The 26,521-nt window shown below is 37.6% G+C and carries 26 protein-coding genes; 4 read left to right on the top strand and 22 right to left on the bottom strand.

Features of this window, described 5'->3' with window-relative positions; genetic code table 11:
- The first annotated feature begins 159 nt into the window (after nt 1-159).
- Complete coding sequence (locus M3225_RS09670) at nt 160-768, top strand: TetR/AcrR family transcriptional regulator (protein WP_251392946.1); 609 nt, start codon at nt 160-162, stop codon at nt 766-768.
- A 41-nt stretch (nt 769-809) separates the two neighbouring features.
- Here M3225_RS09670 and odhB read toward each other — a convergent pair whose 3' ends face one another.
- From odhB to M3225_RS09640, 6 genes are all read right to left on the bottom strand, one after another.
- Nucleotides 810-2,105: a 2-oxoglutarate dehydrogenase complex dihydrolipoyllysine-residue succinyltransferase gene (gene odhB / locus M3225_RS09665; protein ID WP_251392944.1), complete on the bottom strand. Its 1,296-nt coding sequence runs from the start codon at nt 2,103-2,105 to the stop codon at nt 810-812.
- A gap of 16 nt (nt 2,106-2,121) precedes the next feature.
- The gene (sucA, locus tag M3225_RS09660; protein ID WP_251392942.1) at nt 2,122-4,983 is read right to left on the bottom strand and encodes a 2-oxoglutarate dehydrogenase E1 component; all 2,862 of its coding nucleotides are present in this window, start codon (nt 4,981-4,983) and stop codon (nt 2,122-2,124) included.
- Between the two features lie 362 nt (nt 4,984-5,345).
- On the bottom strand, nt 5,346-5,933 hold the full coding sequence (locus tag M3225_RS09655; RefSeq protein WP_251392939.1) for a PadR family transcriptional regulator: 588 nt from the start codon (nt 5,931-5,933) through the stop codon (nt 5,346-5,348).
- 66 nt (nt 5,934-5,999) lie between these two features.
- Entirely contained in the window at nt 6,000-7,544 is a 1,545-nt protein-coding gene (locus tag M3225_RS09650; protein ID WP_251392938.1) for an MDR family MFS transporter, read from the bottom strand.
- 140 nt (nt 7,545-7,684) lie between these two features.
- Nucleotides 7,685-8,131, bottom strand: a complete 447-nt coding sequence (locus M3225_RS09645; RefSeq protein ID WP_251392936.1) for an OsmC family protein — start codon at nt 8,129-8,131, stop codon at nt 7,685-7,687.
- 122 nt (nt 8,132-8,253) lie between these two features.
- A complete protein-coding gene (locus tag M3225_RS09640; protein ID WP_251392934.1) occupies nt 8,254-9,150 on the bottom strand; it encodes an NAD-dependent epimerase/dehydratase family protein in 897 nt (298 codons plus the stop codon).
- Nucleotides 9,151-9,315: 165 nt separating this feature from the next.
- Here M3225_RS09640 and M3225_RS09635 point away from each other — a divergent pair, with 165 nt between their 5' ends.
- Nucleotides 9,316-10,536, top strand: a complete 1,221-nt coding sequence (locus M3225_RS09635) for a DUF418 domain-containing protein (protein ID WP_251392932.1) — start codon at nt 9,316-9,318, stop codon at nt 10,534-10,536.
- 41 nt (nt 10,537-10,577) lie between these two features.
- Here the strand turns inward: M3225_RS09635 and M3225_RS09630 are convergent, their stop codons facing one another.
- The 3 genes from M3225_RS09630 to M3225_RS09620 all read right to left on the bottom strand — a co-directional run bounded on the left by M3225_RS09630 (nt 10,578) and on the right by M3225_RS09620 (nt 12,234).
- Nucleotides 10,578-11,036 carry a hypothetical protein gene (locus tag M3225_RS09630; RefSeq protein ID WP_251392931.1) on the bottom strand — a complete coding sequence of 153 codons (459 nt, stop codon included), beginning with the start codon at nt 11,034-11,036 and terminating at the stop codon, nt 10,578-10,580.
- A 326-nt stretch (nt 11,037-11,362) separates the two neighbouring features.
- Nucleotides 11,363-11,653 carry a hypothetical protein gene (locus M3225_RS09625; protein WP_251392929.1) on the bottom strand — a complete coding sequence of 97 codons (291 nt, stop codon included), beginning with the start codon at nt 11,651-11,653 and terminating at the stop codon, nt 11,363-11,365.
- A gap of 92 nt (nt 11,654-11,745) precedes the next feature.
- Complete coding sequence (locus M3225_RS09620; protein WP_116739112.1) at nt 11,746-12,234, bottom strand: GyrI-like domain-containing protein; 489 nt, start codon at nt 12,232-12,234, stop codon at nt 11,746-11,748.
- Between the two features lie 220 nt (nt 12,235-12,454).
- On the opposite strand from M3225_RS09620, the gene M3225_RS09615 reads away from it, so the two are divergent.
- A complete protein-coding gene (locus M3225_RS09615) occupies nt 12,455-12,742 on the top strand; it encodes a hypothetical protein (protein WP_098524701.1) in 288 nt (95 codons plus the stop codon).
- An 81-nt stretch (nt 12,743-12,823) separates the two neighbouring features.
- Here M3225_RS09615 and M3225_RS09610 read toward each other — a convergent pair whose 3' ends face one another.
- From M3225_RS09610 to M3225_RS09555, 13 genes are all read right to left on the bottom strand, one after another.
- Nucleotides 12,824-13,921 (bottom strand): acyltransferase, encoded by a 1,098-nt coding sequence (locus M3225_RS09610; protein ID WP_251392927.1) that lies wholly within the window; start codon nt 13,919-13,921, stop codon nt 12,824-12,826.
- A gap of 216 nt (nt 13,922-14,137) precedes the next feature.
- Nucleotides 14,138-14,818 carry a hypothetical protein gene (locus tag M3225_RS09605; RefSeq protein WP_251392925.1) on the bottom strand — a complete coding sequence of 227 codons (681 nt, stop codon included), beginning with the start codon at nt 14,816-14,818 and terminating at the stop codon, nt 14,138-14,140.
- Nucleotides 14,819-15,346: 528 nt separating this feature from the next.
- A complete protein-coding gene (locus M3225_RS09600) occupies nt 15,347-16,054 on the bottom strand; it encodes an ABC transporter ATP-binding protein (protein WP_251392922.1) in 708 nt (235 codons plus the stop codon).
- A complete protein-coding gene (locus M3225_RS09595; RefSeq protein WP_251392920.1) occupies nt 16,051-16,848 on the bottom strand; it encodes an ABC transporter ATP-binding protein in 798 nt (265 codons plus the stop codon). Before M3225_RS09595 ends, M3225_RS09600 begins: the two co-directional genes overlap by 4 nt.
- An 11-nt stretch (nt 16,849-16,859) precedes the next feature.
- Complete coding sequence (locus M3225_RS09590) at nt 16,860-18,146, bottom strand: branched-chain amino acid ABC transporter permease (RefSeq protein WP_251392918.1); 1,287 nt, start codon at nt 18,144-18,146, stop codon at nt 16,860-16,862.
- A gap of 9 nt (nt 18,147-18,155) precedes the next feature.
- Nucleotides 18,156-19,142, bottom strand: coding sequence for a branched-chain amino acid ABC transporter permease (locus M3225_RS09585; protein WP_251392916.1), 987 nt, complete (start codon nt 19,140-19,142; stop codon nt 18,156-18,158).
- Nucleotides 19,143-19,223: 81 nt separating this feature from the next.
- Nucleotides 19,224-20,399, bottom strand: coding sequence for a branched-chain amino acid ABC transporter substrate-binding protein (locus tag M3225_RS09580; RefSeq protein WP_251392914.1), 1,176 nt, complete (start codon nt 20,397-20,399; stop codon nt 19,224-19,226).
- 479 nt (nt 20,400-20,878) lie between these two features.
- Nucleotides 20,879-21,241 carry a P-II family nitrogen regulator gene (locus M3225_RS09575; RefSeq protein WP_251392911.1) on the bottom strand — a complete coding sequence of 121 codons (363 nt, stop codon included), beginning with the start codon at nt 21,239-21,241 and terminating at the stop codon, nt 20,879-20,881.
- Nucleotides 21,242-21,255: 14 nt separating this feature from the next.
- Nucleotides 21,256-22,482, bottom strand: coding sequence for an ammonium transporter (locus M3225_RS09570; RefSeq protein WP_251392909.1), 1,227 nt, complete (start codon nt 22,480-22,482; stop codon nt 21,256-21,258).
- Nucleotides 22,483-22,748: 266 nt separating this feature from the next.
- A complete protein-coding gene (locus M3225_RS09565; protein WP_251392906.1) occupies nt 22,749-24,287 on the bottom strand; it encodes an AbgT family transporter in 1,539 nt (512 codons plus the stop codon).
- A 222-nt stretch (nt 24,288-24,509) separates the two neighbouring features.
- Nucleotides 24,510-24,719 (bottom strand): hypothetical protein, encoded by a 210-nt coding sequence (locus tag M3225_RS09560; RefSeq protein ID WP_235568937.1) that lies wholly within the window; start codon nt 24,717-24,719, stop codon nt 24,510-24,512.
- Between the two features lie 356 nt (nt 24,720-25,075).
- A complete protein-coding gene (locus M3225_RS29510; protein ID WP_285885380.1) occupies nt 25,076-25,210 on the bottom strand; it encodes a hypothetical protein in 135 nt (44 codons plus the stop codon).
- Between the two features lie 118 nt (nt 25,211-25,328).
- On the bottom strand, nt 25,329-26,192 hold the full coding sequence (locus M3225_RS09555; RefSeq protein ID WP_251392903.1) for an alpha/beta fold hydrolase: 864 nt from the start codon (nt 26,190-26,192) through the stop codon (nt 25,329-25,331).
- A gap of 149 nt (nt 26,193-26,341) precedes the next feature.
- On the opposite strand from M3225_RS09555, the gene M3225_RS09550 reads away from it, so the two are divergent.
- A complete protein-coding gene (locus M3225_RS09550; RefSeq protein WP_251392901.1) occupies nt 26,342-26,494 on the top strand; it encodes a YflJ family protein in 153 nt (50 codons plus the stop codon).
- Nucleotides 26,495-26,521 lie beyond the last annotated feature (27 nt).

Below are 26,521 nucleotides of genomic sequence, written 5' to 3'. Positions count from 1 at the left end.
GCCGAAAAATAATGTACATGCTGTTGATTAGTGATCACTATGTACATTATAATAAATTCACCTGCATTCTCAATATGCAATAATCATGAGAATGTTGCTTACTTAACACAAAGCATATAACTGTTCATTATCACAGAAAAAAGTAGGTGTTTAAAAGCTGTGGCTAATTCAAAAACAGATCGCAGAATTATTCGAACGAAAAGATTCATTCGAGATGCTTTGACAGAATTGATGGAAGAGAAAGGGTTTGAAGGAGTAACGGTAAGAGATCTAACAAAAAAAGCGGATATTAATCGCGGAACTTTTTATTTACATTACCAAGACAAATACGATTTGCTTGAAAAAAGCGAAAATGAAGTCATTCAAGAGATAAAAGAATTTATCAAAAAAGCAAATCCAAATGAGATTGTATCTACTAATTTAAAAGAACAACCGTTACCGTTTATCGTCGCACTTTTTGAGTATATTCAAGAAAATGCGCGTTTTATGCAGGTTATGCTTGGTCCAAAAGGGAACCCTGGATTTCATCTTAAAATTAAAGAAGTCATGAAAACCAATATGCTGGAAAAATTAGAGCTCGTTAATAGTCAAACGCCTCCGCTTGTTCCACTTGAACATTTAATGTCTTACGTAACGTCGGCGCACCTTGGAGTCATTCAGTACTGGCTAGAACAAGATATGAAGCAATCACCGCGAGAAATGGCCTTGACACTCGCTAGCATGACTTTTTTTGGTCCTGTTTATGTTGCAGGCATTAAGCGAACATAAAAGAACCTGCTATTCTCTAAGAAAATAGCAGGTTCTTTTTATTAACCTTCTAGTAATAAAGATTCTGGATCTTCTAATAGTTCTTTAACAGTAGCTAGGAAGCTTACAGCTTCTTTGCCGTCAACGATACGGTGATCGTAAGAAAGTGCAATGTACATCATCGGACGATTTTCGATACGCTCTTCGTCAATTGCTACCGGACGAAGCTGGACTTTGTGCATTCCTAAAATACCAACTTGAGGTCCGTTTAGGATTGGTGTAGACATTAATGAACCGAATACGCCTCCGTTTGTAATCGTGAACGTTCCACCTTGTAAATCTTTTAATGATAATTTGTTATCGCGCGCTTTTTTCGCTAAATCAACGATAGATCCTTCGATACCAGCAAATGTTTTGCGGTCAGCATCACGTACAACTGGAACAACAAGACCGTCTGGAGCTGACACAGCAATACCAATATCATAGAATTTTTTAATTAATAACTCGTTACCTTGAATTTCAGCATTTAATAATGGGTATTTTTTAAGTGCTGCTACTACTGCTTTTGTGAAGAATGACATAAAGCCAAGTCTTACATCGTGCTGTTCAAAGAATTTTTCTTTGCGTCGTTTGCGAAGAGCCATAACAGCCGTCATGTCTACTTCGTTAAACGTTGTTAACATAGCCGCTGTTTGCTGAACTTCAACAAGACGTTTGGCAATTGTTTGACGACGACGTGACATACGTTCGCGTTCAACAGGTTTGTCGCTATTTTCACTTGCCGCTGGAGACGGAGATACCGGTTTAGCTGGCTTACTTGCTTGTGCCTGCTGCTTTTGCTCATTTGATTTTTGATCTGCATATGAATCAATATCATGTTTACGCACACGGCCAAGAGGATCAGTAGTTGGCACTTGATCTAGCTTAATACCGCGTTCTCTTGCTGCTTTGCGAGCTGCAGGAGAAGCAATCAACCATTGTTTTTGATTTCCTTGCTGAGGCGCTTCAGCTGCTGGTGCTACTTCTTCAACTGTTTTTTGTTGAGCTGGAGCCGCTTCTTGTTTTGGTGCTTCCTGTGCTGGCTTTTCTTCAGCTTTTGGTGCTGCTGGCGCTGAAGCTCCTTCTTTCGCTTCAAGACGTGCAATTGTTTCACCAACTTGAACTGTGTCGCCTTCGCCAGCAAGAAGTTCGGTTAGAACACCAGAGTCTTCAGCTGTAATTTCAACGTTAACTTTATCTGTTTCAAGTTCAACGATATAATCACCTTTTTCAACGAAATCTCCTACTTGTTTTAACCACTGTGCAACTGTTCCTTCAGAAATTGATTCTGCTAATTCCGGTACTTTAATCTCTCCCATGGTTCATTCCCCTTCCTTATCGTGTAACAACGTCGTTAGCAATTTCATTTTTAGTTAATGCATCTTGTAAAATACGTTCTTGTTCTTGTCTGTGAACTGTTGGATCTCCTTCAGCTGGACTTGAGCGTCTTGTGCGGCCGATGTATTCAACAGTAGCTCCTTCTGGTGCTACTTCACGTAGTCGATCTTCTACATAGTTCCATGCGCCCATGTTTTCTGGCTCTTCTTGTAACCAGACAATCTCTTTTAAATTTTTATAGCGAGCAAAGATTTCGGCAATTACGCGTCTTGGGAACGGATAAATTTGTTCTAGACGAAGGACGTGAAGCCAATCTTTATCATCTTCTGCTTTGTTTAAGCGTTCCGTTAATTCACTGCTGATTTTTCCGCTGCACAGAACGATTCGTTCAACTGTATCTTCTTTTTTGCCTAATCCAGGCTGTTCTACTACTAAGCGGAAAGAGCCTTTTGTAAACTCTTCAAGGTTTGACACACTAAAAGCATTACGAAGCAAACTTTTTGGTGTCATAACTACTAGCGGTCTTACTTCTTCACGCTGTAAAATAGCTGCTTGTCGTCGAAGTAAGTGGAAATATTGTGCAGCGCTTGTTACGTTGGCAATTGTCCAGTTGTTTTCTCCAGCTAGCTGTAAATAACGTTCTAGACGAGCGCTTGAGTGTTCTGGCCCTTGACCTTCGTGACCGTGTGGCAGCAATAAGACCATTCCAGATTTTTGTCCCCACTTAGCGCGACCTGCTGCAATAAACTGATCAATAATAACTTGACCTGCATTGGCAAAATCACCGAACTGTGCTTCCCAAAGAACAAGCGTTTCAGGAGCAAATACATTATAACCGTATTCAAATCCAAGAACCGATCCTTCGGATAATGGACTGTTACGAATATCAAAGGAAGCGCTTACGTTCTTCATTGCGTGTAGTGGTGAGTAAACATCCCCTGTCTTATGATCATGAAGAACAAGATGTCTATGTGCAAACGTACCACGTTCAGAATCTTGGCCCGTAATACGAATTGGCGTGCCGTCTCTTAAAATCGTAGCAAACGCAAATGCCTCACCCAATGACCAATCTACGCTTTCATTTTCTTCAAACGCTTTGGCACGTTTAGATAAGATGCGATCAAGTTTTGGAAATACGTTAAATCCTTCAGGGTACTTCACTAGCTCTTGATTCACTTCAAACAGCTCTTCTTTTGTAACAGATGTATCAATATCTGAAATTCCTTTGAAGACTGCTTGTGGCATTTCCATAATTCTATGTTGCTTTTCAGCTTTTGGCGGTACTTTCTCATAAGCTGCTTTTAACTTCGCTTGTAACTCTTCATTAATTTGATCTGCTTGGCCGCTTTGAATTACGTTTTGTTCTTCAAGCTGCTTTGCATACATAGCGCGAACGGTTGGACGTTTTGTCACAATTTCATACATCTTCGGCTGTGTTACAGACGGTTCATCCATTTCATTGTGACCAAATCGACGGTATCCAATTAAATCAATCAAGAAATCTTTGTTAAAACGTCTGCGATACTCATAAGCAAAATAAGCAGCTGCTAAACAGGCTTCCGGATCATCCGCGTTTACGTGAACAATTGGAATTTCAAACCCTTTTGCTAAGTCACTTGCATATTTTGTTGAACGAGAATCGACGCTTTCTGTCGTAAATCCAATCATGTTGTTAGCAATAATATGGATTGTTCCACCTGTTTGATAACCAGTCAATTGATTTAAGTTCAGCGTTTCTTGTACAATACCTTCACCAGGGAACGCAGCATCTCCGTGAATTAAAATCGCGAACGATTTTTTCACATCTTGTTTTGGGTATCCATTCACATCACGCTCATCTTGAGCCGCTCTTGTAAACCCTTCCACAACCGGATTAACAAACTCCAAGTGACTAGGATTGCTAGCCAATGTCAAACGAGCTCGAACTGTGTTCTCTGCTTTAATTTGTTTGTCGGCACCCAGGTGATATTTTACGTCTCCCGTCCAGCCGTAGTTAATACCGATTGAACCTTCTGAAGGAACCAATTCTTTGTTAGGTGCATGCTGGAATTCTGCAAAAATCATTTCATACGGCTTGCCTAATACGTGTGCCAATACATTTAAGCGTCCACGATGAGCCATACCGATATTGACCGTTTTCGGGCTTGTTTCCACTGAGCGTGCAATCAGTTCATCTACAAGTGGAATTAACATATCTACACCTTCGATAGAAAAGCGTTTTTGTCCGACAAATGTACGGTGTAAAAATTGTTCAAAGCCTTCTACTTCTGTCAAACGCTTTAATACAGAAGTTCGTTTCTCATTTGAAAGAGGTTGGAAAATAGCACCTGACTCGACCATATCAGTCAGCCACTTATTCTCTTCCATGTTATGTACGTGATGGAATTCAAACGCAATGGTTTTTGTGTAGACATCTGTTAAATAGTTAATTGCGTCTAAACCATTTTTAACGTGTGATGGCGCATTTGTACATAAAATATCAACCGGAATTGATTTCAAATCTTCTTGCTTTAAATTGTAATCTTCCAAGTGAAGCAAGACAGGATCTTTTTTCTCGCTTTCAAGAGGCTTAATTGATGCGTATAGATGACCATAAGCACGGATGTTTTCCGCTAGCTTAATAGCCGATGCGATTTTAGATGTGTTAGCTGAAGGTGCAGCCTGTGCGTATTCAGCTTGTTGAACCTGCTCACTTTCATTTAATGGAGGAGCACCCCAATAATCAAATAATTCTTTTAGCTCTGGATCAACTAGATCTGACTGCTCTTCATATAACTCATACTGTTCTAATACATAGCCATAGTTCGGACCTAAAAATCCTTGCCAAGGCTCCCCTCTATTCGACGTTTCGTTACCCATGATAAAACCCCCAACGAGTTATAATAATTGTCGTACTCAACAATCTTTCAATTTTGAATGTCGATTACCTTATCGTCTGACATCTTTACAACGAGTGATAAATCTCACTGCATGTGTATCTGATATCTGCTTATATTTTACCACTCTTTTACTCGTCAATCAAAATGAAATCGCTATATTTCTTTAATTTTTTTTACTTTTTTAATAGTCTTACTACTTTTTGAAAGCGTTTTATAAGTAAAGCTGATTGAAGATAGAATCAGGTGTTAATTAATTGTTATTGACCTAGCTTTTGGCAAAATTAAATTGCTTGAAATACATTTTATGACCATTAAAAAAAGAAGCAGCGTTTTGCTTCTTTTTTAAAACTCATTTACGATTTTTTCAACGTCTTCAAAATAACCGTCATCTACTTCTGTAAGTTTGTTACTTTTAGCGGCTTCGCGCAAATGAGTGAACCAAGTTAGTTCCACTTTCAAATGCATAATCGTGCGCATAATGATGGACAAAATGGCAATGGAATGATCTGCTTTTTTAACTTTATATAAATTTTGCATTTTTTCTAAATAAGCAGCCGTCTCCTCAATCTTTTTTTCTAAAGCAGAAGCCACTTTTTCTTGATCCACGTAAGAAGTAAATGAAAGAGCAGCATAAACAGGTCTATGCATATGCTCTTTTTTCAACAGCTGTTCAAAATAAAGACGCTCAAATTCTTCTCTTCCTGCATCCGTGATGGAATAAACGGTCTTTTCAGGTCTGTTCGTCTCTCGAATCACATCTACTACTTTCACCAATTGATCTTTTTCAAGCGTATCAAAGGCATAATATAAAGAACCGCTTGCAAGTTTGATATAGTGCTTCATTTGTCTTTCATTAATGGTTTGCTGAATTTCATAAGGGTGCTTATTTCCTTCCATCAATAAACCCAATATGACTAATTTAACACTCATAACACCTTTCACCTCTTGATATGCATCTTATTTAGTAAAAAAAGCACGAACAAATTCGTGCCTTTTCTATTTTTGAGCTGCAGGTTCCTTACCTTCTACCCGCTTTTTAGCAGGAACTTCCACGCGCTCATTTCCCATTAAAAAGACGGTAATGATAGCTACTGCAATTGGAATAAGAGCCAGCATAAATGCATACGTGATCGATGTAGACATGGCATCAACAATCTTATCCAATATTTGAGGCGGAATGCTGTTTCGGGCACTTGATTGAAAGACTGCACTTGGATCTCCTATTTGAGAAAATGATCCTTGTGATGCATTTCCCATACCTTGAAAATTACGCTCCAGCTCATGTGTAAATGTATTGCTTTGAATCGTTCCAAAAATCGTAACTCCCAGCGTCATTCCTAATGAGCGTGCAAATGAGTTCGTTGAGTTGGCTGAACCTCTAAACTGCGGATCCAGCTTATGTGTTGACGAAGTTGGTAAAAGGGAAAAGCTAAATCCTACGCCAAATCCAGTCAAAATCATAAATACCGTTAGCATCCAACGAGGTGTATCGGGTTCCATTGTTCCTAACAAAAACATTCCCGCTGCAAATGAAAAAACGGACATAATCATTAAGTTTCGGAAGCTTGTTTTTGTGAGAAGAATCCCTCCAATAGCACTTCCTGCTACCGATCCTAACATCATCGGAGTTAAAATTAAACCTGCATTTGTAGCAGAACCTCCGTAGACAGCTTGAACGAAAATAGGAATAAATACGGTCAAAATAATAAATGTTGCTCCGTATAAGAAAGCGAGAATCTGTGATGTTGCAAATAAACGGCGTTTGAACATCCAAAATGAAATAATCGGCTCTTCCGCTCGTTTTTCCACAAAAAAGAAAAGTGATAGTGCTACAGCAAAGATAGCAAAAAGAGATAAAATTTGTGGAGAAGACCACTCGTACTCTTTTCCTCCAAGTTCAAGAGCAAACATTAAACTGACTACTGAAATAACAAGAGTGGTTGCACCTATCCAGTCAATTTTTTGTTTTTTATGACTTGTTGACTCTTTATAAAAGCGCACAATAAAAAATAACGATAAAAGTCCAATCGGCACGTTCACATAAAATACCCAGTGCCAGCTAATGTATTCCGTAATATAGGCACCTAGAAGCGGACCAAATACGCTTGCTGAGCCAAAAACAGCACCTAACAACCCCGTCATTTTCCCGCGCTTTTCGGGAGGGAAAATATCAAATACAATGGTAAAAGCAATCGGCAGAAGTGCTCCCCCTCCAATTCCTTGAATCGCCCGGTAAATACTTAGCTGCACAATGCTTTGTGCTAGACCACACAACGCAGAGCCAAGTAAGAATACGGTTAATCCAAAAATAAAAAACCGTTTGCGCCCATACATATCAGATAGTTTACCAAATATCGGCATACCTGCCATTACGGCAACCATATAGGCGGACGTAACCCAAACAAACTTATCTAACCCGCCTAAATCAGAAATGATTTTTCCCATAGCTGTCGCTACGATGGTATTATCCATGGCTGACATAAAAATACCGAGCAGCAATCCTGCTACGATAAAACGAATATGTTTTTCTGATGAAACCATTTCAGTTCCTCCTTTCGCGTCATCTTTTTTGATGAACAGAAATGATAACTACTTAAATTATTATATTCAAATTTGAGTATTTTACAATCTTAAATGTGCTATTTTTTAGAAATAAACATAACAAAAGCGTAATGGATCCATTACGCTTTTACTGTGAGCTGAGGCTCTAATTCAATCTCTACATTTCCTTGAATTGCTCTTGAAATCATACAGGATGTTTCTGCTTTTTTTATAAGTCGATTGATTTTTTCTTCTTGAGCTGCAAGGTCAGATGTGACGATAACGTGAGGTTTATGAATGATTTTTTCGTACGTGAATACACCATTCGTTACGTCCACAATAGCTTCTGATTCCATCGTTAAAGCCTCCTGATGGATTCCGCTTCTTTCGAGCATCGCCGCAAGCGTGATAATGTAGCAAGTGGCTGCTGCTCCTAGCAGCATTTCATCTGGATTTGTTCCCGCTCCTGGCCCGTCCATTTCTGGTGGAATAGAAATTTTTGTTTTTAATTGTCCTGATTCAATTGTACCCACTTCATTTCGGCCTCCTGGCCAATTTGCTTGCAAATGAAAGTGATGTTTTGCCATAGTTTATCCTTCTTTCTTCTATATAATGATGTGTACCTAGCGTACCTTTTTTATGCATAAAATAAAAATGTTCTGCTTGTAACAGCAAAAAGACTGCTAAACGGTGCAGTCTTTGTTGTTTCCTAACTTAAAGGTACTTTCTTTTCATTCTCAACGAAAGCTTTGATTAATGATGGCAGCCAGTCCTGCAGGTTTGTAAATGAATATCCCCAAAAGCTAGCTTTTTCATTGTTCATCGTCCAAGAATGATCCACTCCATACGGAGAACTATTTTCGTCTGTTAAACGAGAGGTTGTTTTTGCTTTTTTACCCGCTGCTTGTTCAATATATAAAAATAAATTTTTGAGTGAAATGGTACCATTTGAACAAGCGTTAATCGGCCCTTTTAGCTTCTGTTCTGCACACCAGACTAAAAATTCACCTGCTTCTTCCTGTGAAATGAAGTTCATTTCTGCTTCAATAGCTGGTACACCAATTTCTTCTTCATGCATAATCTTTTCTACATGAAAACGTAAGCGGTCCGTATAATCATCTTTTCCCATTACAATTGGAAAACGGACAGCCGTCACTGAAAACGGTGCTTTTTGAAAGAATACCGCCTCGGCTTGACGTTTTCCTTCTTGGTAGGAAATATTTTCACGGCGTGTATATGAAATAGGATACTTATATGGATCAAAATCTTCTTCATAACACGTTTTTTCTAAAGAACCGTATACTGAAAGAGTCGAGGTGAGTACATAGTGACTGGTACTATGACGAAAAGCTTCAACAGCAACAGCTGCGCCGTGTGAAGAATAACATATTTGATCGAAGATAACATCCCATTTTCTTCCTCGTGTTGTTTCGATTACAGAATCTTTTTCTACACGATCAAGAAAAATTCGCTCAACTCGGTCGCCGAAATCATCCGGTGTCTTACCTCGCGTTGCTAATGTAACCTTTACTCCTTTAGAGAGCAATGTCTGAACTAAATTTTTTCCAAAAAAACGAGTTCCACCTAACACAAGTGCTGTTTTCATCCTTTTCTCCACCTTTCGTATTTGATATGGATAACCATACCATTATTATCCAACTTTTTTGTTTATAAAGCTATGAATCTTTCCGCTTATTTTTTTGTATTCCCACCTATTTTTTCGCCACTGTCGTGTTAAGATGTACATATCTAACAAAAAGGAGCGACAGTGATGAACCCCTCTCCACTTCCCCTTAACGAACGTCTTGTTGTTCTTGATATTATTCGGGGCATTGCTTTGCTAGGCATTTTTTTAGTAAATATACCGGCTTTTACTTCTCCGATATTTATTTTTCAGCTGTACGATGTTCCTTATGAGTATGAAGGAATGGATGCTTATATTGATTTATTCCTGCTGCTGTTTGTTCAAGGAAAGTTTTTTACCATTTTTTCTTTTTTATTTGGACTTGGATGTGGAATCTTTTTGCATAGAGCTGAAGAAAGGCATTACTTTGCCGCTGCTTTGTGGTCAAGAAGAATGGCTGCTTTGCTATTAATCGGGCTTTTTCATCTTATCTTTTTCTGGTATGGAGACATTTTGCATGTGTATGCCATTGGCGGTTTTTTATTGTTCTTTTTTTATAATCGAAAAACCAAGACAATTTTGCTGTGGGCAATGGGCTTACTATGCTTTTTTTACCTTTTGGCTTGCATGCAGTTTTTTATGCCAGCACACGTCTTGCAGGATGCTCAGTCGGAGTATAAAGTTTTACATGAACATTTATTAACACAGTATTTATCCACCTACCGACAGGCAGACTATTTATCTTGGCTGTTTTATCGTTTGAATGTTGAAGTGGTGCCTATGCTATTAAATCTACCATTTTCTATCTTGCCCGTATTTTCTATGTTTTTATTTGGCTTATATACTGCTAAAAAAAAATTAGTAAATAAGATCGAACAAAATCGTTCTTTTTTTAAGAAAATTCAGTTAATAACAGGCGCAGCAGGTTTTACTTTAACTATCATTCTCGCTATCTTAAAACTAGAAATTTTAAAATATGGACTCTATCAGCAGGCGGCCATTCACCTTTTTACAAGTTTGAGCGGCATTTTTCTATGTTTTTTTTATCTTACCACCTTACTGTTATTCCTGCAATTTTCTCCTTACGCTTCGATGCTGGTTCTTTTTAAGTATAGTGGAACAATGGCATTAACAACTTACCTTAGCCAAACTTTGATCTGCCTGGGGATAGTTCGAGCCTTTGGTTTATACGGAACTCTTACCTTAACGGAAAGCACGATTATTTGTCTCATTATATATACACTCCAGCTTTTTCTTAATAAGTGGTGGCTTTTTTATTTCTATTATGGTCCGTGTGAATGGTTATGGCGAAGCTTTACGTACCGATCTTTCCCGCCGCTCAGACGGAACAGGAAAGCTTCAGCTTAACAGCAAATCGGCCTTCAAGTTTGAAAGCCGATTTGTCTCCTTTACTGCAAAGGCGGTATGGTTATTCGTTTAATCCCATTTTTCTCAAACTCTCGTATATAATCCATTTCTCGATGGAAAATTTGCATAAAAACTTCATTTTTTATTTCTTTAAGGGGTCCTATTTGCTCTATCACATCTCGTTTAGCCATGCGATAGGCTAGCGCTTCCCAAAACACTTCGTTATCGTATTCCCCAATAATATCTTGAAGAGAATCTTCATGTTCTTCTGTAAACATAACCTCACTGTTTAGCGTGTGAAAAGGTCCTTTTTCAACAAAAGGCTCTGCGTGAGAAAACATTTGTTTTTCTACATCCGTATATTCTTGTGCATGCTCATCTTCCACTCCAGAACATGCTGTAACCATCCAGTTACCTAAATAAATTAAATCAAGTAGTTGAAAAAAGTGCGTTTCAGATAGTTGAAGTTCAATATCGTTTTTTACAGGAGCTTTTGACATAAGCGCGGATCTCTCCTTTAATTTTGAGGGTAGTTGCTACTAAATAAGATAGCTAAAAGGGTTAATATGCAGGCTAGCAGGAAAACTGAAGAAATGGCTTCACCTCTTTTCTATAGTGTAAAAATAGAGGTACGGACATCAAAAGAAGTGAATACGGAGGGTGTAAACTTATCATAATCGAAATAAAGACAAGATACAAGACTTTTTTACTAAATTTTCTGACTATTTTTTCACAAATACCTATTTTTTTGTTTATACTAGACGAACCCGAAACTTTTGTGCTGAGCTGCTAAAAGTCAAAATAAAAAAGCGCTGAACCAGGCGCTTTAACGGTGTAAAAAAATAGACAAACCAATAAAAAAAACAGCTAAAATAAAATCAAAAATCCATTGCCACTTCTCACGTTTTAACAATACGTGCTCTACCCCTGATAACAGCGAACTTATACTAACTAAAACAAAAATAAAGCTTAATTGGTTAAACGAAAATTCAGTGACAAAATTTGATACAAGTATGACTGCTACGGCGATGAACAGTGCCATTTGACTTATAAGTACCCATTTAATTCTCTGTTTATATCCGTCTTTTAAAGCTTGTAATAAATCGTTGCTGATCACTCTCGCTAAACCCCTTTTGTATTCCTATCGTCAAAGTAAGAACGCAGCAAAAAACGCTTATCTGCATCTTAACTACTTAGCAAAACTAGTTGTTAAATCGAAACATAAATATCGACTTGACTGTACTCAGGATCAATACAGCGTTCATCATATAATTCAAAATCTATTTTATAGGCACGATGATTTTTTTTAGCCCACTCGCGAATATAAGCCCAAGCCTCTACGACTACCTGTCTAGCTGGGCCAACAGCCGTTGTAAACACCATGTATTCACCTTCTGGAATGATGAACTCTCTCATATCATCTTTCAGTTCTCCGCCGGGTAAAACTTCATATCCGAGAGCAAATGTAAAATTCATTTTCTGATTGTATTCAAATTCTGTATAAAGAGCAAATGTATTACCATTTACTTTATTGGCGATTTTATTAGCTAACTGTTGTTTATAAAAAGTCTGCCAGTGCTCAGGAATAAGACCTGTGCCCGTTTCTTCCACAGGTTCATCTGTTCGAATAGGCACTCCTACTACAGTAAATTCATTTACTTTGACCACTTTTTGACTTACGACTAAGTCAGTCAACATATTGAGCCCCCTTAATTCTTCTTTTTCTGTAGTTACAATGAGGGAAATACTTCTTAATATGCATTTTATTTGTATTCAAAGAAAACGTCAACCTTTTATGCAAATCCCTTAACGAAGGGGCTGAAGATCATTCTTCTAAACTGAAAAAAACGATTCTATTTTCTTTGTACACATCATACGTATAAGATACCCCTAATTTACAATAGAGTGAGGTAAAAAAATGAAGATCATTGAACTTGCCGAATTCATTAAAACAAGTAAAAAAACAACTAAACTTGCTCTCTCTTCTTCTACAGTACAGTATACATTAGAAACAGATGATTTGAAAATTGAATTAAAAACAGGCGGCACGAATAAGCGAATCGTGTTTTTTCGCATCTTCTTAAAAGGAACATACAAGGATTGGATTTGTTACCACCGGAACGAACATCATATTTACGAATTGTATCAAAATATTCCTTTATCTCCTAAACTGCAAAAGCAGCTTTTGTACGCTATTGCATCATAAAAAGAGCTGGCTTAGTTAGCCAGCTCTTATTCAACACATTAGACGAACCTCAAGCCAATTAGGTTTTAGATTACTCATTTTTTATTTATGCTGTAGCTTTGTAATCGGATGTTTGTGTGGCTTCACATGTATTTTTTCCTTTGCCCATTGAATCCCTCTATATAAATAGTATGAGCACCAAAATACCGCCGGTACAATGAATATGTATGCAACGACACTATTTGTAAAGAAAGAAGAATCTATGGAACGAAGCAATCGATAGGTCTCATTTAATATACATATATGCACTACATAAATGCCAACTGAATTTTTCCCAACCTTTGAGAAAAACGAGTTTTTGCCAAGACCTGGACTGCTCAATACGAATAAAAACAATGATGCTGATAAAAAAATCGTAGAAATAAAATAGTCTCCGGGCTTGCTGTGCTGGATATTGACCAACCAGTAACGCTCGACGATCTCTAACGCTGAAAATACAAAAAAGCTGGCTAAATAAATCATTGGCCTTACATTTAATACTGACAGAATTCGCTGACCATAAAGGGCAAACATAGCTCCTAATACGGTATAGAACAAACCAAAGAATAGGGCATCTCTCGTTTGAAAGGAAAGTGGAAAAAATAAAGAATAAGATTGCCCAAACAACCCCGTTACGTATAATACGGTGCTGATAAGCATTAATAAGCCAATCTTTTTCCATCTTTGAAATAAGAAAACGATGGCGACAGCCCAAATTAACGCAATCAAGTACCAAAGCTGAAATCCGCTTGTGTCACTTCCATAATAAAAGATATCTTTGAATGTGATGGATGATGTTAAATAATCAGCTACTGCACCTTTTCGTTCTGCTAACGTTCCATAGTTCTGAAATAAGCGCAGAACTACACCAAACAATAAATAAAAGATGAACCAACATGCATAAAGCTTTGAAATATTCCACGTGTATTTTTTTAAGTATGCAGAAGGCTGCGGATGTTTTTGAATTTTATTCATAAACAAATACCCTGATACAATAAAGAAAAAAGGAACCGCGAATCGTGCAAATGTGTCAACAATGACATCTAGCACATTTTCCTGGTTCCCTAAAAAGAAATCGTCATGTGATGGATTAACATGAATACAAACAACAAACACTGTAGCAAAAAATTTAATAAAATCAATTGAATAATTACGTTCCATCTTGTTGTCAGCTCCTTAAAATAAACTCGGGTTTTATTTTAGCATAATTATCCAATTAGGAAAGAGTTTTTGGGAAAATTAACCTTATAGTCATGGGGATTTTTTCTTGACTTCCAATATCCTAGTCTTGTTTACTTGTATGACATCTTTCGGTATTCCGAATAAATAGTTCTAAAGAACTGCAAAATAAAAAACAGATTACCGGTAATCTGTTTTTTAAATTAACATTTTCCATGCGAACTTATTATCTTGTTTGATATCGACTTCTTTTTCATGCAAGGCCTGCACATGCTGTTTAATTTGTTTGAGAAACAGCATTACTTCTCCGCTTGATACTGCAGCTGAGTTGAGGGATAACGAATGTTTTTTAGCAATTTTTAATTCCTCTGTTTCCACCGAAATACTAACGTGGCGAAATAAGTGCCAAGGATAATAAACTGTTTTAAAAGATTTTGAGAAATAAATTCCTTTGGAACAAACGGTAATCCCCTCGGTTTTTTGAAGAGGATATGTATTTAAATGAGCTACAATTTTTTCTTTAGCAGGTAAATAGAGTCTGTTTCGCATCTCTTTTTCAACTTCTTCACATAGTTGCCCTTCCACTGACAACACATCTTTTGGATCAGGTGTTTGATGAATTTGAAAAGATGAACAAATAGAAGTTAATTCTTTTGAGGATACACACGGATATATATAATCTTGACACATATATTCATAGGAATGAGTGCGAATAAATTTCTTGATTTTTTTTAATAGAGATACTAGCTTTCTAGCTGAGTAATCGTTTTGATTGACTTGAAATTTCTCCACGTCATTAAAACAAATCACTTCTTCTTTTTGAATGGTAATGGATTGAATGTTAGCGAACTCTTCCCATAACATTTTTCCTTTTTTCATCCCTCTGCTTTTCCAGTAAAGCCCCTTATTTGTAAAGCAAATTCCCCTTTTATCTAAACCCGCTATAAAAGAACTGTGTAAATACGCAATTATTTTTTCTTGGGGCTGAAACTGAAAGTATTTGCTAGCTATTCTTTCGTAGGAATTAGGTATTTGCATTACATAAAATTGACTTTCTCTATAGATTAAGCATAAGTCAGTCAAATAATTAGTTTTCAGCGTCGCCACGCTCTCACTTCCTTTTTGAGTGTAAATAACCGTACCCATTTTTTTCTATTACTTTATAAACGTTTTTTAGTGAAAAAAGTTTCAACTTTTTTTATTTTTTATGAAAAAGCTCGAAATTGAAGCATTTTTTTCATTTATTAGGTCATCTAATTATTCATTTATTCAATAATCTTATTTTAAACGTTCCCTACTTAATCAAGAAACTAAACCAAACAATAGCAATGCTTACCTACTTTATCCAAATCATCCATTGTGAACGCAAATAAACCGCAGCGTTAAATCGCGATGCGGTTTGTTTTTTTAAGCTAAATAAGCTTCTTTTATTTTTTCATTATGAATTAATTCCGGTCCTTTCCCTTGCAGAATAATTTCTCCCGTTTGAAACACATAGCCTCGGTGCGCGATTTGCAGTGCTTGATAAGCGTTTTGTTCAACGAGTAAAATGGTCATCCCACTTTTATTTAATTCCATAATGATTTCAAATATTTGTTCTACAATGATAGGAGCAAGCCCCATAGAAGGTTCATCTAGCATAAGCATAGAAGGGTTCATCATAAGCGCTCGCCCGATGGCTAGCATTTGCTGCTCTCCTCCACTCATCGTGCCTCCTTTTTGAGTCAATCTTTCTTTTAACCTTGGAAAATACGTCAGTACTTTAGCCATATTTTCTTCTATTACTTTTTTATTAGAAAGTGAGAATGCTCCGATGGTTAAATTTTCTTTTACCGTCATCTTAGGAAAGATCTTTCTTCCTTCTGGTACATGAGCTATTCCTAACCGAGCCGTTTGGTGAGGAGAGAATTTCGTGATGTGGGTGCCTTTATATATGATACTACCTGCTTTGACAGGAGCTTGACCGCTAATGGACTTTAATGTGGTAGATTTCCCGGCTCCATTGCTTCCGATAAGAGTCACAATTTCTCCTTCTTCTACATCAATCGTTATTCCTTTAAGTGCTTGAATTCCTCCGTAAAAGGTGTCAATTTCATTTAACTTTAATAGAGTCATGTACTTTTCTCCTTTCTGTCTATTTCCTCTGCCACTCTTTTTCCTAAATAGGCTTCGATCACTTTCGGGTGTGTACGGATATGTTCAGCGTTTCCTTCTGCAATTTTTATTCCATGATCCAATACAATGATATGATCGGAAATCTCCATGACGAGCTTCATGTCATGCTCAATTAATAAAATGGTTATTTCCCGGTCTTTTCGTATCGTATGAATAAGGTCCGTCAGCTCTTTTGTTTCACGCGGATTCATACCAGCAGCCGGTTCGTCTAGTAATAACAGTGAGGGTCTAGTAGCTAAGGCTCTGGCAATTTCGAGTCGTCGCTGTGCTCCATATGATAAGTTATTCGCTACTTCGTTATATAAGGCTTCTAGCCCAACGTATTCTAAAAGCTTATACGCTTCTTTTTTGGCTACTTTTTCCGCTCTTCTTGCTCGAGGTAAATTCAACAGCGTCTCAAAAGTCGTTGCTTTCAAGTGATTGTGCATCCCAACTAACACATTTTCTAAAACCGTTATATTACTAAATAACCTGATGTTTTGAAATGTCCGAGAAATCCCTTGTTTTGATACGCTGTGCGGTTTTAGTCCTGTTATGGATTGACCATTTAACATAATATCACCTGAGGTTGGCTGGTAAACGCCTGTCACCATATTAAAAAATGTGGTCTTTCCAGCTCCGTTTGGTCCTATTACAGCTGTTATTGAACTTTTTTGAATATCCATTGTTACATCTTGATTAGCGATTAAACCGCCAAAGGTCTTGGTTACATTTTTCACTTCTAAAATAGACAATTTTTTCACCTCTATAGATTGACGTTTTTCTCAGCCGTTGGAATCACAGGCTGTATTTCTTCATCAGCTTCTTCTTTCAACTCTTTCAAATCGAAAGTAGACTGTTTAGCAGGAAGCAATCCCTGAGGCCTGTATAGAGCAAATAGAATAAGAAGTCCGCCAAAAATAAATCGCTGCATTTTAGCTGGCGAAAGTGCATCTGGTATAGAGATAACCCCGTTTAAACTCAGTTGATTAAACCAATCGGTGAGCTCCGTTAATACTTGAAGATTAAGAATGGTCACAACCGCTGCTCCAAGTATAACGCCCGGAACGCTCCCCATTCCTCCTAAAATAACCATTACTAAAATCGTGATAGATTCTAACAGCGTAAAGCTGGTTGGATCAACAAAGGTTTGCTTAGCGGCAAAAACAACTCCCATCATACCTGAAAAAGATGCACCAATAGCAAACGCCAGCAGCTTCGTCCTGACAAGGTGAATTCCCATCGCTTGAGCTGCAATTTCATTTTCACGAACCGCTTTCCACGATCGTCCTACTTTAGAATATTCAAATCGCCGTACAATAAAAATCACCGCTGCTAAGATGACTAATACTACATAATAAAACTGACTTGGATATACTAAGTTAATCCCAAAAATAGAAGGCGGCGTCACAGAGGACAGCCCCATTGCTCCGTTTGTAATATTGATTGGTTTATCCAAGTTGTTAAATACAATTCGGATAATTTCTCCGAATCCAAGCGTAACAATAGCTAAATAGTCTCCCTTTACGCGCAGCACAGGTATACCAAGCAGAACTCCAAATAAAGCGGCTATTAGGCAGCCCGCAATAATAAAAAACCAAAAGCTTTCTCCTGATAGTGGGTACGTGCCAAAGGGCATAAAATTAGCAGCTTGTTTCGTCGCAAAAATCCCATACGTGTAAGCCCCAACTGCAAAGAAAGCAACAAATCCCAAATCCAATAATCCGGCTAATCCCACTACGATGTTCAACCCAAGGGCCATAGCAATGTAGATGCCTACTAGTGTAGATACTTCCATATATGATTCATAAGCAGGCCCTTGGCTAGCTGAAAAAGGAAGTAGCACAATTAAAATGACACCTGCTATTAGCCATTTTAATTTAATAGAAAGAGACATAAAGTACAAAAGCAGTAATGAAAATAAAAGAAGTAAAAATGCGACAACGGACTTTTGGGCAAGCATTAAACTACCGCTTGTTGAAATTACATATATAAAAAATAGAATGATTTGCGCCTTTTTGTTTTCTTCAAGCCTACTTATTAATTTTTTCATCTTCATCACCTACACTTTTTCTGTAACGGCTTTTCCAAATAAGCCTTCTGGTTTAAAAATTAACACCAAAATCAAAATGGCAAATGCAAATACATCTTTATATTCCGCTCCTAAAACATTGCCGGTGATTGTTGATAAATTCGCTGCTGCAAACATTTCAAGAATGCCAAGCATTAGCCCTCCAAACATTGCGCCTCGTATATTGCCTATTCCTCCTAAAACAGCTGCCGTAAAAGCCTTTAATCCTAATATGAAACCAATGTAAGGATCAATTGTTCCGTAATGAAGCGCAAATAACACACCAGTAGCGCCTCCTAACGCCGAACCAATAAAGAAAGTAAGAGAAATGACTTTGTTTACATTGATGGACATCAGTGAAGCCGTATCGGGATCCTGAGCTACAGCTCTCATCGCCATTCCCCATTTGGTCCGATTGACGAAAATTTCAAGTCCTATCATTAAGCAAAGAGCAACAATTAACACAACGATAAACGTTACTTTAAATGTAGCATCATCAAATGATGATGAAAGAGAAGAAGCACTAACCGATACTTTTCCTGAAAATAAAGAAGGTGTATTAACAATATAGTTACCATTCTTAAGTTCCGTAATGAAGCGGACAAAATCCTGTAATAGAAACGACATTCCGATAGCTGTAATAAGTGTAATCAGTTTAGAAGACTTGCGCAGGGGGCGGTAAGCCACTCTTTCAATTCCCATACCAAGAAACCCAGTCGCAACACTTGTAATAAGAAGAACTAAAATTAACGTCACAACAGCTGGAAAAGCTGCAATCCAACCTACGCCTGTTAACCCTATTAAAATAGCGGTTCCGATAAAAGCTCCTGACATAAAAATTTCACCGTGTGCAAAATTAATGAGTTCTAAAATGCCATATACCATCGTATAACCTAGGGCAATAATGGCATATACAGCTCCTAATGTTAGTCCGTCAATTAAAACTTGTGGCAGCGTTTGTATAATATGAGCAAACATATAACCTCGTCCCTTTCGTTTTATAAAATCAATTTTAAGAAAAGAAAGGTACGAAACATCCATACCTTTCTTTTCTAAACTTTATTGTGAGATTTCCCCTTCTAATTTAGCTGGGTATGAAGGAGCGTCAAACTTATAAATAAAGATTTTAGCGTATTTATTGTCTCCTTTCTCGTCAAACCCTACCTGCGTAAGTTCTCCTTTGTATTCTTTAATACCGCGTACAGCGTCACGTACAGCTTCATGGGAAGGAAGCTTTTTATCATTGTCTTCAATTGCTTTTTGAATACCTTGAAGCATGACTTTCATGGAATCATACCCGTATACAGAATATGACTCTACTTTTTTATTGAATTTCTTCTCATAATCTTTAGCGAATTGTGTCTTGGAAGCATCGCCTGCTACTGACGTAAGATACGTATCTTTTACAGCATCTCCAGCAATATCAACTAAAGTTGAGGAGTCTAAGCCATCTCCTCCCATAAACTTAGCGGTAATTCCTTTGTCACGAGCTTGCTTAATTAAGAGTCCGCCTTCTGCATAAAGACCTCCAAAATAAACGAGATCAGGCTTTTCTTTAGAGACTTGATTTAACACACCGTTAAAATCTTTTTCTCCAACTGTTATTCCTTCAAATCCAACAATTTTTGCTCCTTCTTTTTCAGCTGCGTTTTTAAAAGCGTCTGCAAGCCCTTGTCCGTAAGCTGTTTTATCTTGAATGACAAAAATATTTTTTGCTTTCAACTCTTTAACAGCATATTCAGCTCCTGCAGGCCCTTGGAAGTCATCACGCGCTACAATGCGGTTAACCGTTTTTAACTTTCGGTCTGTTACGTCCGTTGCTGTACTTGCAGGAGAAATCATTGGAATTGAATATTTCTCATACGTTTCAGATGAAGGAATGGTAACTCCTGAATTTAAATGTCCTATCACTCCATAGACGGCTTTATCGGATCCGATTAACTGAGCGTTTGCTACACCTTTTTTAGGATCGCCTTGGTCGTCATACGGCACAAGCTGAAGTTTATATCCTAATTTTTTAAACGTGTCTTTTTCTTCATCAAGAGCTAGTTGAGCCCCCAGTTTGATTGCTTCACCTAACGTTGCACTACCTCCTGACAAAGGGCTTTGCGTAGCAATTTTAATGACATTGCTACCTTTGTCTTCTCCTGATGTACTGTTGCTCCCACAGCCAGCTACAAACCCTACCGATAAGACTGTTGTTGTTAAAATAGATAACATTTTTTTACTTAGCATGTAGTAATCGTTATAAAACGCGTACCGGCGGCTAGTCTTTTATAACGATTTTCCCTCCCTTTGTTCGCGTCTAGAACGCTTTTTATCTTTGCAACAAATGTCATTTCTGAAAACGGGGAAAAAGCTTGCTGTTTATGTACATCTTTTTTCTCACATCCTTTCATAATAGATTCACTCTCATATACAAAGAGAAACTAATAAAAGTAAAAATATAGTTATTTTTTACTATTATAAAAGGATAAACAGCAGTATTTCACCAAACTTGTCAGTAATAATGACACGTATTTTTATAATTTTCTAAATTTTATAAAAATAATTTTAATTATATTCACTTCTTTTTTACGATATACTCTTTGGCTGTATATATAACAAAAAAGCATGTCGCCATAAGGAAACATGCCTTGTAACTATTCAACCTAAAAAAAGGTGCATAATATGCACCTTTTATGTGACCCTTTGTTTTCTGCTTCTCCCCGAGTTTAACTATTATTTCGTAATGCCTGTGATCCCTCTTCCCCTGTTCGGATCTTAATCGCATTTTTTAATTCATAGATAAATATTTTTCCATCTCCAGGCTGACCTGTATTTAATACTTTCCTTGCTTTATCAACAACGTCGGATACTGGAACTTCGCAGACAACAATTTCTACTTTAATTCGTGCGTGCATATTGTCTTGTTTTTTGACGCTTCTGTAAAGCTCCGTAATGCCTTTTTGCAATCCGCACCCTAGCGCATCCGTAACCGTAATACCGCTAACGCCAATTTTCGCCAGTTCTTGCTTAAGCTCTTCAAACTTTGAAGGGCGTGTAATAATTTCAATTTTTGTTAAAACATCACTCACTGTGTTCACCCCTTTTACATATTCGATTCGTGATATGCTCTTTCACCATGCAGTGTAATATCAAGCCCAAGCGTTTCCTCTTCTTGTGTCGCACGTAGAGATACGATTAATCCAACCACTTTAACGATAATGAAGGTAGCAATGCCGACAAATAGATACGTTGCTACGATAGCCACCAGCTGTTTCCAAAGTAGACTTGGATCTCCGTAGAATAAACCATTCGCACCGGCGTCATTTACAGAAGTTGTGGCAAATAAACCTGTTGCAATACCTCCCCATGTTCCCCCAATACCGTGAAGGCCAAATGCATCTAATGCATCGTCGTAACCGATTTTCTTTTTAAGTGAGAAGATACCCCAGAAACAAACTGCTCCGCCGATAAAACCAATTAAAATAGAGGCAAACGGTGTAACGAATCCACAAGCAGGTGTAATAGCTACAAGTCCAGCAATAGCTCCCGAAACGGCTCCAAGCAGCGTAGGCTTTTTATTAATAATCCACTCTACTACAAGCCAGCCGATAATTCCTGTTGCTGCCGCTGTATTTGTGTTAATGAAAGCCGTCATTGCAACGCTGTTAATAGTTAAGGCACTTCCAACGTTAAAACCAAACCAGCCGAACCAAATCAGCATTCCGCCTAAAAGAGTTAGCGGCAAATTGTGAGGCGCTGCTGCATCGGCATTTTTTCGTTTTCCAACAACAAGAGCTAGAATTAGCCCTGCTACACCTGAAGAAATGTGAACGACGTTTCCTCCGGCAAAGTCGATAGCTCCTAGCTCACGAAGCCATCCGCCAACTCCCCAAACCCAGTGTGCAACTGGTGCATATACAAATAATGACCATAGGATAGCAAATAAGATAAATGCTGAAAACTTCATGCGCTCTGCAAAAGCTCCAGAGATAATAGCTACTGTTAATACCGCAAATGTTAGCTGAAACATCATAAACATATTATGCGGGATCGTAGCGCTGTAGTCCCCGTTTGGAGTGAACCCGACTCCTTTTAATCCTACCCAGTCCAAGTTTCCAATAAAAGCATTGCCGCCGGTTGAAAAAGCTAACGAATAGCCAGCTACTATCCAAAGAACAGATATAACAGCTAATGACCCTACGCTATACATCGCGGTACTTAACATGTTTTTACTTCGAACCATGCCCCCATAAAACAATGCAATAGCTGGTGTCATAATCCAAACCAATAATGCTGAAAAAAACATAAATACTGAATCGCCCATTTGCATGATGATTTCCCCCTTAAGTACGAATAAATAACCCCTAAATTTAATGTTAGATTATATAACATGTTTTGTTATGTTTACTATCATATTTGATTTATATGTATTTAGCAACTACTTTTTGCAAATTTATTCAGAAAATTTTTGTTTTTTTACACTTTTTTCTTTTTCTTATTTATTCTTCTTTATATATGTAAGGTGAAACACTATTAATTAGTGTTAGAATTCCTGACACAAAAAATCCTCTTCGTGGAGTAGAAGAGGATTTTTCTTTACAAATACATATATACACCTGGTCCTAGAGGAATACCGAATACAGCAAAAACAATCAACATCACAACCCAAATCCCTAAAAAAGCTAGAGTATAAGGAAGCATAAGTGAAATAATTGTGCCAAGCCCTGCCTTAGGCTCGTATTCTTTCATAAAGGCTAAAATGACAATCATGTATGGATTTAAAGGAGTGATTACATTCGTAGAAGAATCCGCTATTCGGTACGCTGCTTGAATAAATCTAGGGTTATATCCTAACAACATGAACAATGGAATAAAAATAGGTGCTTCTAGTGCCCATTGAGCAGAGCCGCTAAAAATAAGAAGGCTTAGAACAACAGTCAAAAATACAAAACCAACCACAACTGGAAGTCCAGTTAGATTTAGTGCTTTTAATGCATCCGCTCCTTCTACTGCGATCCACGTTCCAATATTAGTCCAATTAAAGTAAGCAATAAATTGAGCAGCCGCAAAAATAAGGACAATATAGCTAGCCATATCTTTCATCGAATCAGTCATATAAGCAGGTACATCTCTAGAACTTTTGATTTTCCCTACTGTTATTCCGTAAACGGAACCAACTACCCCAAAAAATAGCAGCGTAATCGGAATGATACCATCTAAAAAAGGTGATGGAACAATTCCACCGTCTTCATTTCGCAGAGGCGAGTTGGGCCACAATAAGAAAATAGCTAATACAGCGGCATAAATACATGTAGCTATGATACTGTTTTTTAATCCTTTCGCTTCCACCCGGCTAATTTCACCAAAATCCTTTTGTTTTTTCCCGTTATAACTGCCCAGCCTAGGTTCTACAATCTTTTCAGTTACGATCGCTCCTATAACGGTCAAAACAAATACAGAAGCAGCCATGAAATACCAGTTCGCTGCAGGACTGACAGCAGCGCTTGGGTCAATTGTTTTAGCAGCTTCAGTAGAAATTCCTGATAACAGTCCGTCGGTTCCGGATATAATAAGATTCGCTGTAAAACCTGATCCTACTCCAGCAAACCCTGCTGCTAATCCAGCAAGCGGGTGCCTTCCTACTGTATAAAAAATCATCGCGGCCAGCGGAGGCACGATAACAAAAGCAGCATCCGCTGCTAAGTTGGCCATAATTCCTGTAAAAATGATGGCATATGTAATCAAAGCTTTTGGGGCATTTAAAATCGTTTTCTTGATGGCCACTTCAAGCAGACCTACTTTTTCTGCAAGTCCGACTCCGAGCATCATAGCGAGTACAAGCCCAAGAGGTTTAAATTCAGTGAAATTGCTCAGCATTGATGTTAAGATATACTGAATGCCTTCGTGCGAAAGTAAACTTTTAATCGGAAGAGTTTTACCAGTACCGGGATGTACCACCGTTACCCCCATACTATTAATAGCAACAGATGCTAATACGATAATAAGAGCTAAGCATACAAACAAAATAAAAGGATCAGGTAGTTTGTTTCCAATTGCTTCTACTCTTCCTAATAGTTTGTCAAGAAAGGTTGTTGGATGTGATTTTTGCTCTGTTTGCAAATTAGGTTGTGCCATGCTTTCTCTCCTTTTTCTTTTAGATTTTTTTCCTTTTAATTACCAAAAAAGACTATTGGTACATAATAATCTGAATATTTATATTGTTCAAGCATTATTTTTAAGGAATTTTTATTTATCTATTAAAACTAATAGCATTTAGATAAATAGAGAGGCAGGCTATATTTTTTTAATCGACAATCAAAAATAACAAAAAGCTCTTTTAGAACAGAGAGCTTTTTGTTATTTCGCTATACTAGACGGAGCAGACTCTTTTCCTGATTCATTAACAGCTGTTACATAGTAACGGGCTTGAGATGCGTCGGAGTCAGCAAAGCTTTTCCGCTCAAATTCTGAAACGCTGCCAATATGAACAAATGTTCCGCCTGGGTTCTTTTTATAAATTCGGTAGCCGATAATATTACCTTCTCGTACTGCGTACCACGTAAGCAAATCACCACTCATCCTTACTACATCTTAAATCGTTAAAAAGATTAAACATTTTGAATACTATTTATATTGAACCTTCATGTTCTCTCACATTTAATGATCCTTTTTAGGAAGTATTCTCTTTCTATCTACTAAACGATTGCTGAGTGACGTTGAATCACTCTTTTAAAAACTTTTTTAAGATGTCATTTTCGTGAAGAATTCCTTCCCTTTCTATCTATCTAACGAGCACCTTATTCAATTGGATCACTTTTTTAAAAATTATTTTAGAGTCAACAGAAAAAGAGATTGAGACATAACTAAATCAATCCAATCTAAAAACGAACAAATGGGATAAATGAGCTAGTATGGATCACTTGTTACACCGCTGTTGATTTCCGTGCAAGACTTCGCTTTCCGCGGGCGGCCGATGAGCCTCCTCGTCGCTTACGCTCCTGCGGGGTCTCACCTATTCCGCTTTTCCCGCAGGAGTCTTCGCCTTGCCCTCCAATCAACAGCTAGAAGCCACTACATACATGAAATCTACGTTCACCATCACAATGAAAAAATCCGAACGATTCATCGTTCGGATCTTCCTTCAACTAAACTACTTTTGTCCCAGCCTCTTTTTCTTTACCTATTTAAAAAATCCCGCATTACGTCGTTTACTTCTTGAGGCTTTTCATGCTGAGGGGCATGAGATGCTTCAGCTAATCGGTGAACAGATATGTTTGGCACATATTCTTCAATGCCATCTAAGTTTTCAGGCATAAAAGTGGGATCTTGATTTCCCCAAATAATCTGTACGGGGATGCTTAATACTTCTTCTTCTAGCGGAAACAAAGATTTTCTTTGAAGATCTTCTTCAGTGAAAATTTTTAAATTACGGTAATAACTTAGCATCGACAGTACAGAACCATTTTTCCAAGAATTCATATATGCTTGAACATCATCGGCTGTTAGGTATTCTTTTTTTACGCCTGGATCAATCACAAGCTTACGCAAACCTGAGAAGTTGTCTCGTTCCATATAGTCCTGTGTTTCTTGTTTTTGAAACCATTTCATATACTCACTTGCTTTTTGCTGGTTTTTATTTGTTCTAAGCTCACGCATAAATGTATAAGGATGCGGACCGTTAAAAGCAATTAGTTTTTTTACATATTCCGGGTAGCGATAAGCAAATGTCCAGCCGATCCCCGCTCCCCAGTCGTGTACAACTAGCGTGCAGGAGCTATATCCCAAGCCTTCAATAACTTGGCGAATATCTTCTACTAATACATCAATCTCGTATGATTCTAGTCCGCTTGGTTTTTCAGATGAGTTATATCCTCTTAAATCCAAAGCAACTGTGTGAAACTTCTTAGAAAATTCATCTACCTGATGTCGCCAAATATGCGAAAAGTCAGGAAATCCATGAAGAAATAGCATAAGCTCTCCCTCTCCGTGGCTTATGTAATGTAAGTTAACGCCATTTACGTTTATATATTGTTCACTCATTGTTCAGTCCCTCCTTTTAGGTAGTTGTAGAGCAGTATAACGCTGCAAAAAATGAACGTCAATTCATTTGCTTCGTTCACTTCTTTTTATTTCCTTTCACGAATATAGTTAATTATTTAGAGTGTACCTTTTTAAAGGAGTGATTAAGAATGGCTCATATCTATTCAAAGGGCTGGTTTGTTCAGCAGTTAAAAGCAGTCAATATCTCTAAAATTGATGGAAGAAAGCTAGAAAGTTATAAAACCTACATTCTTCGCAACCTACATGCTGAACTTATAGAACAAGGCAAAATTAACAGCTAACAGCCCGCTTTTGACAAGCGGGCTGTT

This window comes from Priestia aryabhattai, from assembly GCF_023715685.1.
Classification (GTDB): Bacteria; Bacillota; Bacilli; order Bacillales; family Bacillaceae_H; genus Priestia; species Priestia aryabhattai_B.
This window is presented reverse-complemented; position numbering and strand designations above follow the sequence as displayed.

Bases quoted from the DNA above. Each gene is read 5' to 3' on its own strand.
- odhB (WP_251392944.1), bottom strand. From the start codon at position 2,105: ATGGGAGAGATTAAAGTACCGGAATTAGCAGAATCAATTTCTGAAGGA.
- sucA (WP_251392942.1), bottom strand. From the start codon at position 4,983: ATGGGTAACGAAACGTCGAATAGAGGGGAGCCTTGGCAAGGATTTTTA.
- M3225_RS09655 (WP_251392939.1), bottom strand. From the start codon at position 5,933: ATGAGTGTTAAATTAGTCATATTGGGTTTATTGATGGAAGGAAATAAG.
- M3225_RS09650 (WP_251392938.1), bottom strand. From the start codon at position 7,544: ATGGTTTCATCAGAAAAACATATTCGTTTTATCGTAGCAGGATTGCTG.
- M3225_RS09645 (WP_251392936.1), bottom strand. From the start codon at position 8,131: ATGGCAAAACATCACTTTCATTTGCAAGCAAATTGGCCAGGAGGCCGA.
- M3225_RS09640 (WP_251392934.1), bottom strand. From the start codon at position 9,150: ATGAAAACAGCACTTGTGTTAGGTGGAACTCGTTTTTTTGGAAAAAAT.
- M3225_RS09635 (WP_251392932.1), top strand. From the start codon at position 9,316: ATGAACCCCTCTCCACTTCCCCTTAACGAACGTCTTGTTGTTCTTGAT.
- M3225_RS09630 (WP_251392931.1), bottom strand. From the start codon at position 11,036: ATGTCAAAAGCTCCTGTAAAAAACGATATTGAACTTCAACTATCTGAA.
- M3225_RS09620 (WP_116739112.1), bottom strand. From the start codon at position 12,234: ATGTTGACTGACTTAGTCGTAAGTCAAAAAGTGGTCAAAGTAAATGAA.
- M3225_RS09615 (WP_098524701.1), top strand. From the start codon at position 12,455: ATGAAGATCATTGAACTTGCCGAATTCATTAAAACAAGTAAAAAAACA.
- M3225_RS09610 (WP_251392927.1), bottom strand. From the start codon at position 13,921: ATGGAACGTAATTATTCAATTGATTTTATTAAATTTTTTGCTACAGTG.
- M3225_RS09605 (WP_251392925.1), bottom strand. From the start codon at position 14,818: ATGAAAAAAGGAAAAATGTTATGGGAAGAGTTCGCTAACATTCAATCC.
- M3225_RS09600 (WP_251392922.1), bottom strand. From the start codon at position 16,054: ATGACTCTATTAAAGTTAAATGAAATTGACACCTTTTACGGAGGAATT.
- M3225_RS09590 (WP_251392918.1), bottom strand. From the start codon at position 18,146: ATGAAAAAATTAATAAGTAGGCTTGAAGAAAACAAAAAGGCGCAAATC.
- M3225_RS09585 (WP_251392916.1), bottom strand. From the start codon at position 19,142: ATGTTTGCTCATATTATACAAACGCTGCCACAAGTTTTAATTGACGGA.
- M3225_RS09580 (WP_251392914.1), bottom strand. From the start codon at position 20,399: ATGCTAAGTAAAAAAATGTTATCTATTTTAACAACAACAGTCTTATCG.
- M3225_RS09570 (WP_251392909.1), bottom strand. From the start codon at position 22,482: ATGCAAATGGGCGATTCAGTATTTATGTTTTTTTCAGCATTATTGGTT.
- M3225_RS09565 (WP_251392906.1), bottom strand. From the start codon at position 24,287: ATGGCACAACCTAATTTGCAAACAGAGCAAAAATCACATCCAACAACC.
- M3225_RS09555 (WP_251392903.1), bottom strand. From the start codon at position 26,192: ATGAGTGAACAATATATAAACGTAAATGGCGTTAACTTACATTACATA.
- M3225_RS09550 (WP_251392901.1), top strand. From the start codon at position 26,342: ATGGCTCATATCTATTCAAAGGGCTGGTTTGTTCAGCAGTTAAAAGCA.